Source organism: Enterobacter cloacae complex sp. ESBL7 (assembly GCF_041679625.1).
Classification (GTDB): domain Bacteria; phylum Pseudomonadota; class Gammaproteobacteria; order Enterobacterales; family Enterobacteriaceae; genus Enterobacter; species Enterobacter asburiae_B.
This window is the reverse complement of the sequence record NZ_JBGORN010000003.1, coordinates 141,760-158,621: the sequence shown is the minus strand read 5'-3', so window position 1 is coordinate 158,621 and position 16,862 is coordinate 141,760. Positions and strand designations below refer to the sequence as shown.

Annotated in this window: 14 protein-coding genes; all 14 read left to right on the top strand. The window is 56.4% G+C overall.

The window, feature by feature from the left end:
* Window position 1 precedes the first annotated feature (1 nt).
* The 14 genes from ACERY3_RS14120 to secM all read left to right on the top strand — a co-directional run bounded on the left by ACERY3_RS14120 (window position 2) and on the right by secM (window position 16,854).
* On the top strand, window positions 2-1,768 hold the full coding sequence (locus ACERY3_RS14120) for a peptidoglycan glycosyltransferase FtsI (protein ID WP_033144627.1): 1,767 nt from the start codon (window positions 2-4) through the stop codon (window positions 1,766-1,768).
* A complete protein-coding gene (murE, locus tag ACERY3_RS14115; RefSeq protein WP_048979011.1) occupies window positions 1,755-3,242 on the top strand; it encodes a UDP-N-acetylmuramoyl-L-alanyl-D-glutamate--2,6-diaminopimelate ligase in 1,488 nt (495 codons plus the stop codon). Before ACERY3_RS14120 ends, murE begins: the two co-directional genes overlap by 14 nt.
* Window positions 3,239-4,597: a UDP-N-acetylmuramoyl-tripeptide--D-alanyl-D-alanine ligase gene (murF, locus tag ACERY3_RS14110; RefSeq protein ID WP_048979010.1), complete on the top strand. Its 1,359-nt coding sequence runs from the start codon at window positions 3,239-3,241 to the stop codon at window positions 4,595-4,597. Before murE ends, murF begins: the two co-directional genes overlap by 4 nt.
* A complete protein-coding gene (gene mraY, locus ACERY3_RS14105) occupies window positions 4,591-5,673 on the top strand; it encodes a phospho-N-acetylmuramoyl-pentapeptide-transferase (RefSeq protein WP_008501985.1) in 1,083 nt (360 codons plus the stop codon). Before murF ends, mraY begins: the two co-directional genes overlap by 7 nt.
* Window positions 5,674-5,675: 2 nt before the next feature.
* Complete coding sequence (gene murD, locus ACERY3_RS14100; RefSeq protein WP_033144630.1) at window positions 5,676-6,992, top strand: UDP-N-acetylmuramoyl-L-alanine--D-glutamate ligase; 1,317 nt, start codon at window positions 5,676-5,678, stop codon at window positions 6,990-6,992.
* Window positions 6,992-8,236 carry a cell division protein FtsW gene (ftsW, locus tag ACERY3_RS14095; RefSeq protein WP_023310395.1) on the top strand — a complete coding sequence of 415 codons (1,245 nt, stop codon included), beginning with the start codon at window positions 6,992-6,994 and terminating at the stop codon, window positions 8,234-8,236. Before murD ends, ftsW begins: the two co-directional genes overlap by 1 nt.
* Entirely contained in the window at window positions 8,233-9,297 is a 1,065-nt protein-coding gene (murG, locus tag ACERY3_RS14090) for an undecaprenyldiphospho-muramoylpentapeptide beta-N-acetylglucosaminyltransferase (protein ID WP_039260813.1), read from the top strand. The genes ftsW and murG overlap by 4 nt, the downstream gene beginning before the upstream one ends.
* A 56-nt stretch (window positions 9,298-9,353) precedes the next feature.
* A complete protein-coding gene (murC, locus tag ACERY3_RS14085; protein ID WP_033144631.1) occupies window positions 9,354-10,829 on the top strand; it encodes a UDP-N-acetylmuramate--L-alanine ligase in 1,476 nt (491 codons plus the stop codon).
* Window positions 10,822-11,742: a D-alanine--D-alanine ligase gene (locus ACERY3_RS14080; protein WP_058840536.1), complete on the top strand. Its 921-nt coding sequence runs from the start codon at window positions 10,822-10,824 to the stop codon at window positions 11,740-11,742. The genes murC and ACERY3_RS14080 overlap by 8 nt, the downstream gene beginning before the upstream one ends.
* 1 nt (window position 11,743) lies before the next feature.
* Window positions 11,744-12,586 (top strand): cell division protein FtsQ, encoded by an 843-nt coding sequence (gene ftsQ, locus ACERY3_RS14075; RefSeq protein ID WP_023310399.1) that lies wholly within the window; start codon window positions 11,744-11,746, stop codon window positions 12,584-12,586.
* Window positions 12,583-13,839 carry a cell division protein FtsA gene (ftsA, locus tag ACERY3_RS14070; RefSeq protein WP_373225893.1) on the top strand — a complete coding sequence of 419 codons (1,257 nt, stop codon included), beginning with the start codon at window positions 12,583-12,585 and terminating at the stop codon, window positions 13,837-13,839. The genes ftsQ and ftsA overlap by 4 nt, the downstream gene beginning before the upstream one ends.
* Window positions 13,840-13,902: 63 nt before the next feature.
* A complete protein-coding gene (ftsZ, locus tag ACERY3_RS14065; RefSeq protein WP_008501978.1) occupies window positions 13,903-15,054 on the top strand; it encodes a cell division protein FtsZ in 1,152 nt (383 codons plus the stop codon).
* 101 nt (window positions 15,055-15,155) lie between these two features.
* Window positions 15,156-16,073, top strand: a complete 918-nt coding sequence (gene lpxC / locus ACERY3_RS14060; RefSeq protein ID WP_008501977.1) for a UDP-3-O-acyl-N-acetylglucosamine deacetylase — start codon at window positions 15,156-15,158, stop codon at window positions 16,071-16,073.
* A gap of 277 nt (window positions 16,074-16,350) precedes the next feature.
* Window positions 16,351-16,854: a secA translation cis-regulator SecM gene (gene secM, locus ACERY3_RS14055; RefSeq protein ID WP_033146485.1), complete on the top strand. Its 504-nt coding sequence runs from the start codon at window positions 16,351-16,353 to the stop codon at window positions 16,852-16,854.
* Window positions 16,855-16,862: the final 8 nt, after the last annotated feature.

Below are 16,862 nucleotides of genomic sequence, written 5' to 3'. Positions count from 1 at the left end.
CATGAAAGCAGCGGCAAAAACGCTAAAACCAAAACGTCAGGAAGAACAGGCCAACTTTGTCAGTTGGCGTTTTGCGTTGCTTTGCGGCTGCATTTTACTCGCTCTGGGTTTTCTGCTGGGACGCGTGGCCTGGCTGCAAATCATCGCCCCTGACATGCTGGTGCGTCAGGGCGACATGCGCTCCCTGCGCGTCCAGGAAGTGTCGACATCCCGCGGGATGATCACCGACCGCTCGGGTCGTCCGCTGGCGGTGAGCGTGCCGGTGAAGGCGATCTGGGCCGATCCTAAAGAACTGCATGATGCTGGCGGGATCACGCTTGATAACCGCTGGAAGGCCCTTGCGGATGCGCTGAAGATGCCGCTGGACCAGTTAGCTTCACGCGTAAATACGAACCCGCGAGGGCGCTTTATCTATCTGGCGCGTCAGGTGAACCCTGACATGGCGGACTACATCAAAAAATTGAAGCTGCCGGGGATCCATCTACGTGAAGAATCCCGTCGTTACTATCCATCCGGCGAAGTGACTGCTCACCTCATTGGCTTTACTAACGTTGATAGCCAGGGGATTGAAGGCGTTGAAAAAAGCTTTGATAAATGGCTCACCGGCCAGCCCGGCGAGCGCATTGTGCGTAAGGACCGCTATGGTCGCGTGATCGAGGATATTTCCTCTACGGACAGCCAGGCCGCACACAATCTGGCCCTGAGTATTGATGAGCGGTTACAGGCGCTGGTTTACCGCGAGCTGAACAATGCCGTGGCCTTCAACAAAGCGGAATCGGGCAGTGCCGTGTTAGTTGACGTCAACACGGGTGAAGTGCTGGCGATGGCCAATAGCCCGTCCTACAACCCTAACAATCTTACCGGTACGCAGAAGGATATTATGCGTAACCGTACCATCACCGACGTGTTCGAACCGGGTTCGACCGTTAAGCCGATGGTGGTCATGACTGCCCTTCAGCGCGGTATCGTCAATGAAAACACCGTCCTGAATACTATTCCATACCGAATTAATGGCCACGAGATCAAAGACGTGGCGCGCTACAGCGAATTGACCCTGACCGGGGTGTTACAGAAGTCGAGTAACGTCGGTGTTTCAAAGCTGGCGTTAGCGATGCCGTCCTCAGCGTTAGTAGAGACTTACTCACGTTTTGGACTTGGAAAGGCGACCAATTTGGGGTTGGTCGGAGAACGCAGTGGCTTATATCCTCAAAAACAACGGTGGTCTGACATAGAGAGGGCCACCTTCTCTTTCGGCTACGGGCTAATGGTGACACCGTTACAGTTAGCGCGAGTCTACGCAACGATCGGCAGCTATGGCGTTTATCGTCCGCTGTCGATTACCAAAGTTGATCCACCGGTTCCCGGCGAGCGTATCTTCCCGGAATCAACCGTCCGTACAGTTGTTCATATGATGGAAAGCGTGGCGCTGCCCGGCGGCGGCGGCGTTAAGGCGGCAATCAAAGGTTATCGCATCGCCATCAAGACCGGTACGGCGAAAAAAGTAGGGCCGGACGGCCGCTATATCAACAAATACATTGCCTATACCGCAGGCGTTGCGCCTGCAAGCAATCCGCGTTTTGCGCTGGTGGTCGTGATAAACGATCCACAGGCGGGTAAATACTACGGCGGCGCCGTCTCCGCGCCTGTGTTCGGGGCTATCATGGGCGGCGTGTTACGCACCATGAACATCGAACCGGATGCGCTGGCGACGGGCGAAAAAAGTGAATTTGTAATTAATCAAGGCGAGGGTACAGGTGGCAGATCGTAATTTGCGCGACCTTCTCGCTCCGTGGGTGCCAAATGCACCGGAGCGAGCACTGCGAGAGATGGTACTGGACAGCCGCGTGGCTGCTTCTGGCGATCTTTTTGTGGCGGTGGTCGGTCATCAGGCGGACGGGCGTCGTTATATCCCGCAGGCGATTGCGCAAGGTGTGGCTGCCATTATTGCTGAGGCCAAAGATGAGGCAACCGACGGTGAGATCCGTGAAATGCACGGGGTACCGGTCATCTATCTCAGCCAGTTAAACGAGCGTCTTTCCGCGCTGGCAGGACGTTTTTATCACGAACCTTCTGACCAGCTGCGCCTGGTCGGCGTCACGGGTACGAACGGTAAAACCACTACCACTCAGCTGATGGCGCAGTGGGCCCAGCTGCTGGGTGAAACCGGTGCGGTGATGGGTACCGTGGGTAACGGCCTGCTGGGCAAAGTGAGCCCGACGGAAAACACCACCGGCTCGGCCGTAGACGTACAGCATGTGCTTGCCGGTCTGGCAGGGCAGGGGGCAACCTTTGCTGCGATGGAAGTCTCTTCGCACGGTCTGGTTCAGCACCGCGTCGCGGCGCTGAAATTTGCCGCTTCCGTGTTTACCAACCTGAGCCGCGATCATCTTGATTATCACGGTGATATGGAGCATTACGAAGCCGCGAAATGGCTGCTGTTCTCTACTCACCATTACGGACAAGCCATCATCAACGCCGACGACGAAGTGGGCCGCCGCTGGCTGGCGAAGCTGCCGGATGCGGTTGCGGTGTCGATGGAAGACCATATCAATCCGAACTGCCACGGCCGCTGGCTGAAGGCGGTTGAGGTGAATTATCACGACAGCGGGGCGACAATCCGCTTTGCCTCTTCCTGGGGTGAAGGCGAAATTGAAAGCCGCCTGATGGGCGCGTTTAACGTCAGCAACCTGCTGCTGGCGCTGGCAACGCTGCTGGCGCTGGGTTATCCGATGGCTGAACTGCTGAAAACCTCAGCGCGTCTGCAGCCGGTTTGCGGCCGTATGGAAGTGTTCAGCGCGCCGGGCAAACCGACCGTTGTGGTTGATTATGCCCACACGCCGGATGCGCTGGAAAAAGCGCTGGAAGCGGCGCGCCTGCACTGCGCCGGTAAGCTCTGGTGCGTGTTTGGCTGCGGCGGCGATCGCGATAAAGGCAAACGCCCGCTGATGGGGGCTATTGCCGAGCAGTTCGCAGATATTCCGGTTGTGACCGATGACAACCCGCGTACCGAAGAGCCGCGCGCCATCATTAATGACATTCTGGCGGGCATGCTGGACGCGGGCCGCGCTCGCGTGGTGGAAGGGCGTGCGGAAGCCGTGACCAACACCATCATGCAGGCGCAGGAGAATGATGTTGTCCTGCTGGCGGGCAAAGGCCATGAAGATTATCAGATCGTTGGCAATCGCCGTCTGGACTACTCGGACCGCGTAACGGCAGCTCGTCTGCTGGGAGTCGTGGCATGATTAGCATCACGTTAAGCCAGGCAGCTGCCATTCTTAAGGGCGACCTGCACGGGCTGGACCTGACCATTGATGCCGTAACGACGGACACCCGCAAAATCACCGCAGGCTGTCTGTTTGTGGCGCTGAAAGGCGAGCGTTTTGACGCGCATGATTTTGCGGAACAGGCCAAAGAGAACGGCGCCGGTGCGCTGCTCGTCAGCCGCAAGCTCGATATCGATCTGCCACAAATTGTGGTGAAAGATACGCGTCTCGCGTTCGGTGAGCTGGCCGCCTGGGTTCGCCAGCAGGTCCCTACGCGCGTTGTCGCCTTGACCGGTTCATCAGGCAAGACGTCGGTGAAAGAGATGACGGCGGCGATCCTCAGCCAGTGCGGGAATACGCTTTATACCGCGGGCAACCTCAATAATGACATCGGCGTGCCGATGACATTACTCCGCCTGACCAAAGAACATGAATTTGCGGTAATCGAGTTAGGGGCAAACCACCAGGGCGAAATCGCCTGGACCGTGAGCCTGACTCGCCCGGAAGCCGCGCTGGTGAATAACCTCGCGGCGGCGCATCTGGAAGGCTTTGGCTCGCTGGAAGGCGTAGCGAAAGCCAAAGGTGAGATTTACACCGGTCTGCCGGATGACGGTATCGCCATTCTGAACGCCGACAACAACGACTGGCTGAACTGGCAAAGCATTATTGGTTCGCGTAAAACCTGGCGCTTCTCGCCGAATGCGGCCAACAGTGATTTTACCGCGACCAATATCCATGTGACGTCGCACGGTACGGAGTTCACCCTCACCACCCCAACGGGTGGCGTAGATGTACTGCTGCCGCTGCCGGGTCGCCATAATATCGCCAATGCGCTTGCGGCGGCGGCGTTGTCGACGGCGGTGGGCGCGTCGCATGAAGCGATTAAAACCGGGCTGGCGAACCTGAAAGCCGTGCCGGGGCGTCTGTTCCCGATTCAGCTTTCGGAAAACAAGCTGCTGCTTGATGACTCCTACAACGCGAACGTGGGCTCGATGACGGCGGCGGTGCAGGTGTTATCTGAAATGCCGGGCTACCGCATCATGGTGGTGGGCGATATGGCAGAGCTGGGCGACGAAAGCGAAGCCTGCCATACCCAGGTCGGTGAAGCGGCGAAAGCTGCAGGGCTGGACTGCGTGCTGAGCGCAGGAAAACTGAGCCAGGCGATTAGCCAAGCCAGCGGCGTTGGCGAGCATTTTGCTGATAAAACCGCGTTGATAGCGCGCCTTAAGGCGTTGATTACAGAAAAACAAATTGTGACTGTGTTAGTGAAAGGTTCACGTAGTGCCGCCATGGAAGAGGTTGTGCACGCATTACAGGAGAACGGGACATGTTAGTTTGGCTGGCCGAACATTTGGTCAAATATTATTCAGGCTTTAACGTCTTTTCGTATCTGACGTTTCGCGCCATCGTCAGCCTGCTGACTGCGCTGTTCATCTCGTTGTGGATGGGCCCGCGCATGATTGCCCGTCTGCAAAAACTCTCTTTCGGCCAGGTTGTGCGTAACGACGGTCCGGAATCGCACTTCAGCAAGCGCGGCACGCCGACCATGGGCGGGATCATGATCCTGACCGCCATCGTCGTTTCCGTGTTGCTGTGGGCCTATCCCTCCAACCCGTACGTCTGGTGCGTTCTGACGGTACTGGTGGGTTATGGGATCATCGGTTTTGTGGATGATTACCGCAAAGTCGTTCGCAAAGATACTAAAGGCCTGATCGCGCGCTGGAAATATTTCTGGATGTCGGTGATCGCGCTGGGCGTGGCCTTCGCTCTGTATCTGGCCGGGAAAGATACGCCAGCCACCGAGCTGGTCGTGCCGTTCTTTAAAGACGTGATGCCGCAGCTGGGGCTGTTCTACATCCTTCTGGCCTACTTTGTGATTGTCGGTACCGGCAACGCAGTTAACCTGACCGACGGTCTGGATGGCCTGGCCATTATGCCAACCGTCTTTGTGGCCGCCGGTTTTGCGCTGGTGGCGTGGGCGACCGGTAACATGAACTTTGCGAACTACCTGCACATCCCTTATTTGCGCCACGCGGGTGAGCTGGTGATCGTCTGTACGGCGATTGTCGGCGCGGGGCTGGGCTTCCTGTGGTTCAACACCTATCCGGCGCAGGTCTTTATGGGTGACGTCGGTTCTCTGGCTTTGGGCGGTGCGCTCGGCATTATCGCCGTACTGCTGCGTCAGGAGTTCCTGCTGGTGATCATGGGCGGCGTGTTTGTGGTTGAAACCCTGTCGGTGATTTTGCAGGTCGGTTCCTTCAAGCTGCGCGGTCAGCGCATCTTCCGTATGGCGCCGATTCACCACCACTATGAACTGAAAGGCTGGCCGGAGCCGCGCGTGATTGTGCGCTTCTGGATTATTTCGCTGATGCTGGTGCTGATTGGCCTGGCAACGCTGAAGGTACGTTAATCATGGCAGATTACCAGGGCAAAAAAGTCGTTATCATCGGGTTGGGCCTCACGGGGCTCTCCTGCGTGGACTTTTTCCTCGCACGCGGCGTGACGCCACGCGTGATGGATACGCGTGTCTCTCCGCCGGGTCTGGACAAACTGCCGGAACAGGTTGAACGCCACCTTGGTGGTCTGAATGATGACTGGCTGCTGGCAGCCGATCTGATTGTCGCAAGCCCAGGTATGGCGCTGGCGCACCCTTCGCTGAGCGCTGCTGCGGATGCGGGCGTTGAGATTGTCGGCGATATCGAGCTGTTCTGCCGCGAAGCGCAGGCACCTGTTATCGCCATTACCGGTTCTAACGGTAAAAGCACCGTCACCACCCTGGTGGGTGAAATGGCGAAAGCGGCGGGCATGAACGTCGGCGTTGGCGGTAACATTGGTTTACCCGCTCTGATGCTGCTGGATAAAGGCTGCGAGCTGTATGTTCTCGAGCTTTCCAGCTTCCAGCTGGAAACGACCTCCAGCCTGCACGCTGCGGCTGCGACGATCCTCAACGTGACTGAAGATCATATGGATCGGTATCCATTTGGTCTGCAGCAGTACCGCGCCGCCAAGCTCCGCGTTTATGAAAATGCCAAAGTCTGCGTTGTTAACGCTGATGACGCGCTGACCATGCCCGTACGCGGTGCAGACGATCGCTGTATCAGCTTCGGTATCACGATGGGGGATTACCACCTGAACCGTCAGCTGGGCGAAACCTGGCTGCGCGTGAAGGGTGAGAAAGTGCTGAACGTGAAAGAGATGAAGCTCACTGGTCAGCACAACTATACCAATGCCCTGGCGGCGCTGGCGCTGGCGGATGCAGTAGGGCTGCCGCGCTCCTCCAGCCTGAAAGCGTTAACCACGTTTTCTGGTCTGGCGCACCGTTTCCAGCTGGCGCTGGAGCACAACGGCGTGCGCTGGATTAACGACTCCAAAGCCACCAACGTCGGAAGCACGGAGGCCGCGCTGAACGGTCTGCACGTTGACGGCACCCTGCATTTACTGCTGGGCGGCGACGGTAAATCAGCTGATTTCTCCTCACTGAAGCCGTATCTCGCCGGAGATAACATCCGCCTGTACTGCTTCGGGCGTGACGGCAGCGAACTGGCTGAACTGCGCCCTGAGGTTGCCGAGCAAACCGAAACCATGGAACAGGCGATGCGGCTGATTGCCCCTCGCGTGAAGCCAGGCGATATGGTGCTGCTCTCTCCGGCCTGTGCCAGCCTCGATCAATTCAAGAATTTCGAACAGCGTGGTGATGTCTTTACCCGCCTGGCGAAGGAGTTAGGCTAATGCGTTTATCTCTCCCTCGCCTGAAAATGCCGCGCCTGCCAGGATTTGGGATCCTGGCATGGGTATTTGCGGCGCTCAAAGGCTGGGTGATGGGCTCTCGTCAAAAAGATAACGACAGCCTGGTCATGTACGATCGCACGCTGTTCTGGCTCACTATGGGGCTGGCGGCGGTCGGCTTCATTATGGTGACGTCAGCCTCAATGCCCGTCGGGCAGCGTCTGGCGAACGATCCTTTCCTGTTTGCCAAGCGTGATGGTCTTTACATCATTCTGGCGTTCTGCCTGGCGCTGGTGACCTTGCGTCTGCCGATGGAGTTCTGGCAGCGGCACAGTACGGCGATGCTGATCGCCTCGATTATTATGCTGCTGATCGTACTGGTGGTGGGGAGCTCTGTTAACGGGGCTTCACGCTGGATCGCCTTTGGCCCGCTGCGCATTCAGCCTGCGGAATTTACCAAGCTCTCCCTGTTCTGCTACCTGGCTAACTACCTGGTGCGTAAGGTTGATGAAGTGCGTAACAATCTGCGCGGCTTCTTAAAACCGATGGGCGTGATTCTGGTGCTGGCGGTATTACTGCTGGCGCAGCCTGACCTCGGTACCGTTGTCGTGCTGTTCGTTACCACTCTGGCGATGCTGTTCCTGGCGGGCGCGAAGCTGTGGCAGTTCATCGCTATCATCGGGATGGGGATTTCGGCGGTTGTGCTGCTGATCCTCGCCGAGCCTTACCGTATTCGCCGTGTGACCTCGTTCTGGAACCCGTGGGAAGATCCGTTCGGCAGCGGCTATCAGCTGACGCAGTCGCTGATGGCCTTTGGTCGCGGTGAAGTCTGGGGGCAAGGGCTGGGTAACTCGGTACAGAAACTGGAGTATTTACCGGAAGCGCATACTGACTTCATCTTCTCCATTATTGCGGAAGAACTGGGTTATATCGGTGTGGTATTAGCGCTATTAATGGTATTCTTCGTCGCTTTCCGCGCCATGTCTATCGGCCGGAAAGCGCTGGAGATCGATCACCGCTTCTCAGGATTCTTAGCCTGTTCAATTGGTATCTGGTTTAGCTTCCAGGCATTGGTTAACGTCGGGGCCGCAGCGGGTATGCTGCCGACCAAAGGTCTGACGCTGCCGTTGATCAGTTATGGTGGTTCGAGTCTGTTGATTATGTCGACGGCCATCATGTTTTTGTTGCGTATAGATTATGAAACGCGTCTGGAAAAAGCCCAGGCGTTTACACGAGGTTCACGATGAATCAACCGAAGCGGTTAATGGTGATGGCAGGCGGTACCGGTGGACACGTGTTCCCGGGGCTGGCGGTTGCGCACCATTTAATGGATCAGGGCTGGCAGGTACGCTGGCTGGGAACCGCAGACCGCATGGAAGCCGATCTGGTGCCGAAGCACGGTATCGAGATCGACTTTATTCGTATTTCCGGCCTTCGGGGCAAAGGCCTCAAGGCAATGCTGCTGGCACCGGTGCGTATTTTTAACGCCTGGCGTCAGGCGCGCACCATCATGAAGCGTTTTAAGCCTGATGTGGTGCTGGGCATGGGCGGCTATGTCTCGGGTCCTGGCGGGCTGGCGGCATGGTCGTTAGGCATTCCCGTTGTGCTGCATGAGCAGAACGGTATTGCCGGTCTGACCAACAAGTGGCTGGCGAAAATCGCTACCAAAGTTATGCAGGCGTTTCCCGGTGCGTTCCCGAAAGCGGACGTGGTGGGTAACCCGGTGCGCGTGGACGTGCTGGCGCTCCCGCTGCCGGACGCTCGCCTGACGGGCCGTGAAGGGCCGGTTCGTGTGCTTGTTGTCGGCGGCTCTCAGGGCGCACGCATTTTAAACCAGACGATGCCGCAGGTTGCCGCAAAGCTGGGGGATACCGTGACCATCTGGCACCAGAGCGGAAAAGGTGCTCAGCAGACCGTTGAGCAAGCTTATGCAGACGAAGGTCAGCCGCAGCATAAAGTCACAGAATTTATCGACGACATGGCGGCAGCGTATGCCTGGGCCGATGTCGTGGTCTGTCGCTCAGGCGCGCTGACGGTGAGCGAGATCGCCGCCGCCGGTCTGCCGGCCCTGTTTGTGCCGTTCCAGCACAAAGACAGACAGCAGTACTGGAATGCGCTGCCGCTTGAGAAAGCCGGTGCCGCGAAGATTTTTGAACAGCCACAATTTACCGCCGACGCGGTCGCCACCACCCTGGCGGGCTGGAACAGAGACGCACTGCTGGAGATGGCGCAACGCGCACGCGCGGCCGCTATCCCTGATGCGACGGAACGGGTGGCAAAAGAAGTGAGCCTGGCAGCCCAGGCTTAACCCTCGCAGCGCGTGTTGCGCTGCACGAATTTTAAGTAGTCGATGGCGTTTAGAGAATGAATACACAACAACTGGCAAAACTGCGTTCAATCGTGCCCGAGATGCGTCGCGTCCGGCACATTCACTTTGTTGGCATCGGTGGTGCTGGCATGGGCGGTATTGCCGAAGTGTTAGCTAACGAAGGCTATCAGATCAGCGGGTCTGACCTGGCGCCAAACCCTGTAACGCAGCAGCTGGCGTCGCTTGGGGCGACTATCTATTTCAACCATCGCCCGGAAAACGTGCGCGATGCGAGCGTGGTGGTGGTCTCGAGCGCTATCTCCTCTGACAACCCGGAAATCGTTGCCGCGCACGAAGCGCGCATTCCGGTGATCCGCCGTGCAGAAATGCTGGCGGAACTGATGCGTTTCCGTCACGGCATCGCCATTGCCGGGACCCACGGTAAAACCACGACCACGGCGATGGTTTCCAGTATTTATGCGGAAGCGGGTCTCGACCCGACGTTCGTCAACGGCGGTCTGGTCAAAGCCGCGGGCGTACACGCGCGTCTGGGCCACAGTCGTTACCTGATTGCTGAAGCGGATGAGAGCGACGCGTCGTTCCTGCACCTGCAGCCGATGGTGGCGATTGTCACTAACATCGAAGCTGACCATATGGATACCTACCAGGGCGACTTCGAGAACTTAAAGCAGACCTTCATCAACTTCCTGCACAACCTGCCGTTCTATGGACGCGCGGTGATGTGCGTCGACGATCCGGTGATCCGCGAGCTGCTGCCGCGCGTGGGTCGTCAAATCACTACTTACGGCTTCAGTGAAGACGCTGACGTCCGCGTGGAAGAGTACAAACAGATTGGTGCGCAGGGGCACTTCACGCTGGCGCGTCAGGACAAAGAGCTGCTGCACGTCACGCTGAATGCGCCAGGTCGCCATAACGCCCTCAATGCCGCAGCGGCTGTGGCCGTCGCGACGGAAGAAGGCATTGATGATGATGCGATTCTGCGCGCGCTGGAAAGCTTCCAGGGCACCGGCCGTCGTTTCGACTTCCTCGGTGAATTCCCGCTGGACGCCGTGAACGGTAAAGCCGGCACTGCGATGCTGGTGGACGACTATGGCCACCATCCGACCGAAGTCGACGCCACCATTAAAGCCGCACGTGCAGGCTGGCCGGACAAAAATCTGGTGATGGTCTTCCAGCCGCACCGCTTCACGCGTACGCGCGATCTGTACGACGATTTCGCCAGCGTCCTGTCACAGGTAGACACCCTGTTAATGCTGGACGTGTACGCCGCAGGCGAGACGCCGATTCCGGGGGCTGACAGCCGTTCCCTGTGTCGTACCATCCGTGGACGCGGTAAAGTTGACCCTATTCTGGTTTCTGACCCTGCACAGGTGGCGGAAATTCTGGCACCGGTTCTGACAGGTAACGATTTGATTCTGATTCAGGGCGCGGGAAATATTGGCAAAATCGCCCGTACCTTAGCTGAAATCAAACTGAAGCCGCAAACCCAGGAGGATGAGCATCATGGCTGATAAGATTGCTGTCCTGTCTGGCGGCACCTCCGCCGAGCGCGAGGTTTCCCTGAATTCCGGCGCGGCTGTGCTGGCGGGCTTGCGTGAAGCTGGCGTCAATGCGCACCTGGTCGACCCAAAAGAGGTCGACGTGACGCAATTAAAAGCCATGGGCTTCGATAAAGTCTTTATCGCTTTGCATGGTCGCGGCGGCGAAGACGGCACCCTGCAGGGGCTTCTGGATTTGATCGGCATGCCTTACACCGGCAGCGGCGTGATGGCCTCCGCTATCTCTATGGATAAACTGCGCAGCAAGCTTCTGTGGCAGGGCGCGGGGTTACCCGTTGCGCCTTGGGTTGCGCTGACGCGTCGCGAATTTGAATTGGGCCTGCCGGATAGCGTTAATGCACGCATTGCTGAGCTGGGCTTACCGGTTATTGTAAAGCCCAGCCGGGAAGGCTCCAGCGTGGGAATGTCCAAAGTCGACAAAGCTGAAGATCTTTCGTCCGCTTTAGCACTGGCATTTCAACATGATGAAGAAGTTCTGATTGAAAAATGGCTCAGCGGGCCGGAATTTACCGTCGCGATGCTTGGCGAAGAAATTTTACCGTCAATTCGTATCCAACCGGCCGGAACCTTCTATGATTATGAGGCGAAGTATCTCTCTGATGAGACGCAATATTTCTGCCCTTGTGGTCTTGAAGCTGAGCGTGAAGCAGATTTACAGTCCCTGGTGCTTAAAGCCTGGCATATTCTGGGTTGTCAGGGCTGGGGACGCATCGACGTGATGCAGGACAGTGACGGACAATTTTATCTGCTGGAAGCGAATACCTCTCCGGGAATGACCAGCCACAGCCTTGTGCCGATGGCCGCGCGTCAGGCGGGGATGAGCTTCTCGCAGTTAGTCGTACGCATTCTGGACCAGGCGGGCTGATATGTCTCAGGCTGCATTGAACACGCGCAACCGCGATGACGAGGACGAATACGCCTCCTCACGCCGCAGTAATGGAACGCGTCTTGCAGGCATCATTTTCCTGCTCGGGGTGCTGTGCACCGTGTTTATCAGCGGCTGGATGGTCCTGGGCTGGATGGAAGATGCGCAGCGGTTGCCGCTTTCTAAGCTGGTGGTCACCGGTGAGCGTCACTACACGCGTAACGACGATATTCGCCAGTCAATTCTGGCGCTGGGCTCGCCTGGCACTTTTATGACGCAGGACGTCAACATTATCCAGAGCCAGATAGAACGTCTGCCATGGATAAAACAGGCGAGCGTAAGAAAGCAATGGCCTGATGAATTGAAGATTCATCTGGTTGAATATGTGCCCATTGCGCGTTGGAATGATCAGCACATGGTTGACGCAGACGGAAACTCCTTCAGCGTCCCGGCCGATCGTGTCAACAAGCAAAATTTACCGATGTTGTATGGCCCGGAAGGTAGCGAAAACGAGGTGTTACAAGGTTTTCGCGAAATGGGTCAGGTGCTGGCGAAGGACAGGTTTACGTTAAAAGATGCTGCCATGACGGCGCGCCGTTCCTGGCAGCTGACGTTAACGAACGGCATTAAGCTCAACCTGGGACGCGGCGACACAATGAAGCGTCTGGCGCGTTTTGTCGAACTTTACCCGGTTTTACAGCAGCAGGCACAGACTGACGGCAAACGGATAAGCTACGTTGATTTGCGCTATGACTCAGGCGCAGCAGTCGGTTGGGTACCGGCTCCGGTCGAGGAACCTAATCAGCAACAGAATCAGGCACAGGTACAGGCAGAACAACAATGATCAAGGCGACGGACAGAAAACTGGTAGTTGGACTGGAGATTGGCACCGCGAAGGTTGCCGCTTTAGTAGGGGAAGTTCTGCCCGACGGTATGGTCAATATCATTGGCGTAGGCAGTTGCCCGTCCCGTGGTATGGATAAAGGTGGGGTAAACGATCTTGAATCGGTGGTGAAATGCGTTCAGCGCGCCATCGATCAGGCTGAACTGATGGCAGATTGCCAGATTTCTTCTGTCTATCTGGCCCTTTCTGGTAAGCACATTAGCTGCCAGAACGAAATCGGTATGGTGCCGATTTCCGAAGAAGAAGTGACGCAGGAAGACGTTGAAAACGTCGTGCACACGGCGAAATCCGTGCGTGTCCGCGACGAGCATCGCGTGCTGCATGTCATTCCGCAGGAATATGCGATTGACTACCAGGAAGGGATTAAGAACCCGGTCGGCCTTTCTGGCGTACGTATGCAGGCAAAAGTGCACCTGATCACATGTCACAACGATATGGCGAAGAACATTGTAAAAGCCGTTGAACGTTGTGGCCTGAAAGTTGACCAACTTATTTTCGCGGGTCTGGCGGCAAGTTATTCCGTACTGACCGAAGATGAACGTGAACTGGGTGTCTGTGTGGTCGATATTGGTGGTGGTACAATGGATATCGCCGTGTATACCGGCGGTGCGTTGCGCCACACGAAAGTGATCCCTTATGCCGGGAATGTTGTGACCAGCGATATTGCTTACGCTTTTGGTACGCCGTCGAGCGATGCAGAAGCGATTAAAGTGCGCCACGGCTGCGCGCTGGGGTCTATCGTTGGCAAAGATGAGAGCGTTGAAGTGCCGAGCGTCGGTGGTCGTCCACCGCGTAGCCTGCAGCGCCAGACGTTGGCAGAGGTGATAGAGCCGCGCTATACCGAGCTGCTCAACCTGGTCAACGAAGAGATTTTACAGTTACAGGAACAGCTTCGTCAGCAGGGCGTTAAACATCATCTTGCGGCGGGGATTGTATTAACCGGCGGTGCAGCGCAAATTGAAGGTCTTGCGGCCTGTGCTCAGCGCGTATTCCATACGCAGGTGCGTATTGGTGCGCCGCTGAATATCACCGGTTTAACGGATTATGCTCAGGAGCCGTATTATTCAACGGCTGTGGGCCTGCTCCACTACGGGAAGGAATCTCATCTCAGTGGTGAAGCAGAAGTGGAAAAACGCGTCTCAGTGGGGTCGTGGGTCAAACGACTGAACAACTGGTTGCGAAAAGAGTTTTAATTTTTTTAAGAGACCGGAGAGAATTAGCGGTCTCGGGCGACAGGCACAACGGAGAGAGAAATTATGTTTGAACCTATGGAACTGACCAACGACGCGGTGATTAAAGTCATCGGCGTCGGTGGCGGCGGCGGTAACGCCGTAGAGCATATGGTGCGTGAACGCATTGAAGGTGTTGAATTCTTCGCAGTTAACACCGATGCGCAGGCACTGCGTAAGACGGCTGTAGGCCAGACTATCCAGATCGGCGGTGGTATCACCAAAGGGCTGGGAGCAGGGGCTAACCCGGAAGTCGGTCGCAATGCGGCTGAAGAAGATCGTGAAGCGCTGCGCGCTGCACTGGAAGGTGCGGACATGGTCTTCATCGCAGCAGGCATGGGTGGCGGTACCGGTACCGGCGCAGCACCTGTTGTGGCTGAAGTGGCTAAAGATTTAGGTATCCTGACCGTTGCTGTCGTGACCAAGCCTTTCAATTTTGAAGGCAAGAAGCGTATGGCCTTCGCGGAGCAGGGTATCACCGAGCTGTCCAAGCATGTGGACTCGCTGATCACCATCCCGAACGACAAGCTGTTGAAAGTTCTGGGTCGCGGTATTTCCCTGCTGGACGCATTCGGTGCAGCAAACGACGTGCTGAAAGGCGCGGTTCAGGGTATCGCTGAACTGATTACCCGTCCTGGCCTGATGAACGTTGACTTTGCAGACGTTCGCACCGTGATGTCCGAAATGGGCTACGCGATGATGGGCTCTGGCGTGGCGAGCGGTGAAGACCGTGCTGAAGAAGCGGCTGAAATGGCTATCTCTTCTCCACTGCTGGAAGATATCGATCTGTCTGGTGCGCGCGGCGTGCTGGTCAACATTACCGCTGGCTTTGACCTGCGTCTGGATGAGTTCGAAACCGTGGGTAACACTATCCGTGCGTTCGCCTCTGACAACGCGACCGTGGTAATCGGTACTTCCCTTGACCCTGAAATGAACGACGAGCTGCGTGTTACCGTTGTTGCGACCGGTATCGGTATGGACAAGCGTCCTGAGATCACCTTAGTGACCAACAAGCAGACTCAGCAACCGGTAATGGATCGTTACCAGCAGCACGGTATGTCTCCTCTGACTCAGGAGCAGAAACCGGCCGCGAAAGTGGTGAACGACCCAACGCCGCAAACGGCGAAAGAGCCAGATTATCTGGATATCCCGGCGTTCCTGCGTAAGCAAGCTGACTAAGAATTGGCTGGAATTAGGGGATTTGCGCTCTTTGTGCTAAACTGGCCCACCGTTAGTGATATACACTCTCGGTTGGATAGTTAATTTGGCGAGATTATACGATGATCAAACAAAGGACACTTAAACGTATCGTTCAGGCGACTGGTGTCGGTTTACATACCGGCAAGAAAGTCACGCTGACGTTACGCCCTGCGCCGGCCAATACCGGGGTCATCTATCGTCGCACTGACTTGAATCCACCGGTAGATTTTCCGGCCGATGCCAAATCTGTGCGTGATACTATGCTCTGTACTTGTCTGGTGAACGAGCATGACGTGCGGATTTCTACCGTAGAGCACCTGAACGCCGCCCTGGCGGGTCTGGGTATCGACAACATTATTGTTGAAGTCGATGCGCCAGAAATCCCGATTATGGATGGCAGTGCTGCACCGTTCGTCTATCTGTTGCTGGATGCCGGCATCGAAGAACTGAACTGCGCGAAGAAATTTGTACGCATCAAAGAGACCGTTCGCGTCGAAGATGGCGACAAGTGGGCTGAATTCAAACCGTACAATGGTTTCTCGTTGGACTTTACCATCGACTTTAACCATCCGGCGATTGACTCCAGCACCCAGCGCTATGCGATGAACTTCTCTGCCGATGCGTTTATGCGCCAGATCAGCCGAGCCCGTACATTTGGCTTCATGCGTGATATCGAATATCTGCAGTCCCGCGGCCTGTGCCTGGGCGGCAGCTTCGATTGTGCCATCGTTGTTGACGATTATCGCGTACTGAACGAAGACGGCCTGCGTTTCGAAGATGAATTCGTTCGTCACAAAATGCTGGATGCTATCGGCGACCTGTTCATGTGTGGTCACAACATCATTGGTGCATTTACCGCGTTCAAATCCGGTCATGCGCTGAACAACAAACTGTTGCAGGCCGTCCTGGCAAAACAGGAAGCCTGGGAATATGTGACCTTCGAAGACGAAGCTGAACTGCCGCTGGCTTTCAAAGCACCAAGCATGGTTCTGGCGTAACGGTTCAAACCGTTTCGTAAAAATCGACTGGTTAACCTGGTACTCTCTCCGACCAGGAAGACCAGTCGTTTTTATTTTTACCCTTCTTCGTTTACCCCAGCGCTATCTCTCGTTTGTCTTACTCAGAAAATATGTGCGTTAGCTGCATTCTTGACCGTTTTTCTCCGCGGCGGCACCTCATTCCTGCTGATGTATATTGGCTTTAGTGGTACTATCTGGGCGCTAAAATGAATAACTGAACTCAGCCTCTGCAAGGCTGGCTTATTGGGTGGAGCAGGTGAGCGGAATACTGACGCGCTGGCGACAATTTGGCAGACGTTACTTCTGGCCGCATCTCTTATTAGGGATGGTCGCGGCGAGTTTCGGCTTGCCTGCGCTCAGCAACAGTGCCGAAGCGGCGACGCCCGCAAAAACCTCCACCACTAAACACGATCTCAGCACGCGGGTTAACTTCACTAACCTCGCGTGGCTTGAAGCCAGCCGCCGCCCAAACTTCACCGTCGATTACTGGCACCAGCACGCTATCCGCACCGTTATCCGCCATCTGTCCTTTGCGATGGCACCGCAGGCCATGCCTGTTGCGGAAGAGGCGCTGCCGGTGCAGGCTCAGCATCTTGCCCTGCTGGACACGCTCAACGCGCTGCTCACGCAGGACAGCCAGCCGCCGGTCATGGTTCGTCAGACAACGCAGCGTGCGTTTGTTTCACCAGCTTCATTCTCTGTTTCAACCTGGATTAGCCAGGCTCACGGCATTCGCGCCGGGCCGCAACGCCTCAGCTAAATTAACTT

What these genes read in the sequence shown, in the direction of transcription:
- ACERY3_RS14120 (WP_033144627.1), top strand. Translation starts at nt 2, where the DNA reads ATGAAAGCAGCGGCAAAAACGCTAAAACCAAAACGTCAGGAAGAACAG.
- murF (WP_048979010.1), top strand. Translation starts at nt 3,239, where the DNA reads ATGATTAGCATCACGTTAAGCCAGGCAGCTGCCATTCTTAAGGGCGAC.
- mraY (WP_008501985.1), top strand. Translation starts at nt 4,591, where the DNA reads ATGTTAGTTTGGCTGGCCGAACATTTGGTCAAATATTATTCAGGCTTT.
- murD (WP_033144630.1), top strand. Translation starts at nt 5,676, where the DNA reads ATGGCAGATTACCAGGGCAAAAAAGTCGTTATCATCGGGTTGGGCCTC.
- ftsW (WP_023310395.1), top strand. Translation starts at nt 6,992, where the DNA reads ATGCGTTTATCTCTCCCTCGCCTGAAAATGCCGCGCCTGCCAGGATTT.
- murG (WP_039260813.1), top strand. Translation starts at nt 8,233, where the DNA reads ATGAATCAACCGAAGCGGTTAATGGTGATGGCAGGCGGTACCGGTGGA.
- murC (WP_033144631.1), top strand. Translation starts at nt 9,354, where the DNA reads ATGAATACACAACAACTGGCAAAACTGCGTTCAATCGTGCCCGAGATG.
- ACERY3_RS14080 (WP_058840536.1), top strand. Translation starts at nt 10,822, where the DNA reads ATGGCTGATAAGATTGCTGTCCTGTCTGGCGGCACCTCCGCCGAGCGC.
- ftsQ (WP_023310399.1), top strand. Translation starts at nt 11,744, where the DNA reads ATGTCTCAGGCTGCATTGAACACGCGCAACCGCGATGACGAGGACGAA.
- ftsA (WP_373225893.1), top strand. Translation starts at nt 12,583, where the DNA reads ATGATCAAGGCGACGGACAGAAAACTGGTAGTTGGACTGGAGATTGGC.
- ftsZ (WP_008501978.1), top strand. Translation starts at nt 13,903, where the DNA reads ATGTTTGAACCTATGGAACTGACCAACGACGCGGTGATTAAAGTCATC.
- lpxC (WP_008501977.1), top strand. Translation starts at nt 15,156, where the DNA reads ATGATCAAACAAAGGACACTTAAACGTATCGTTCAGGCGACTGGTGTC.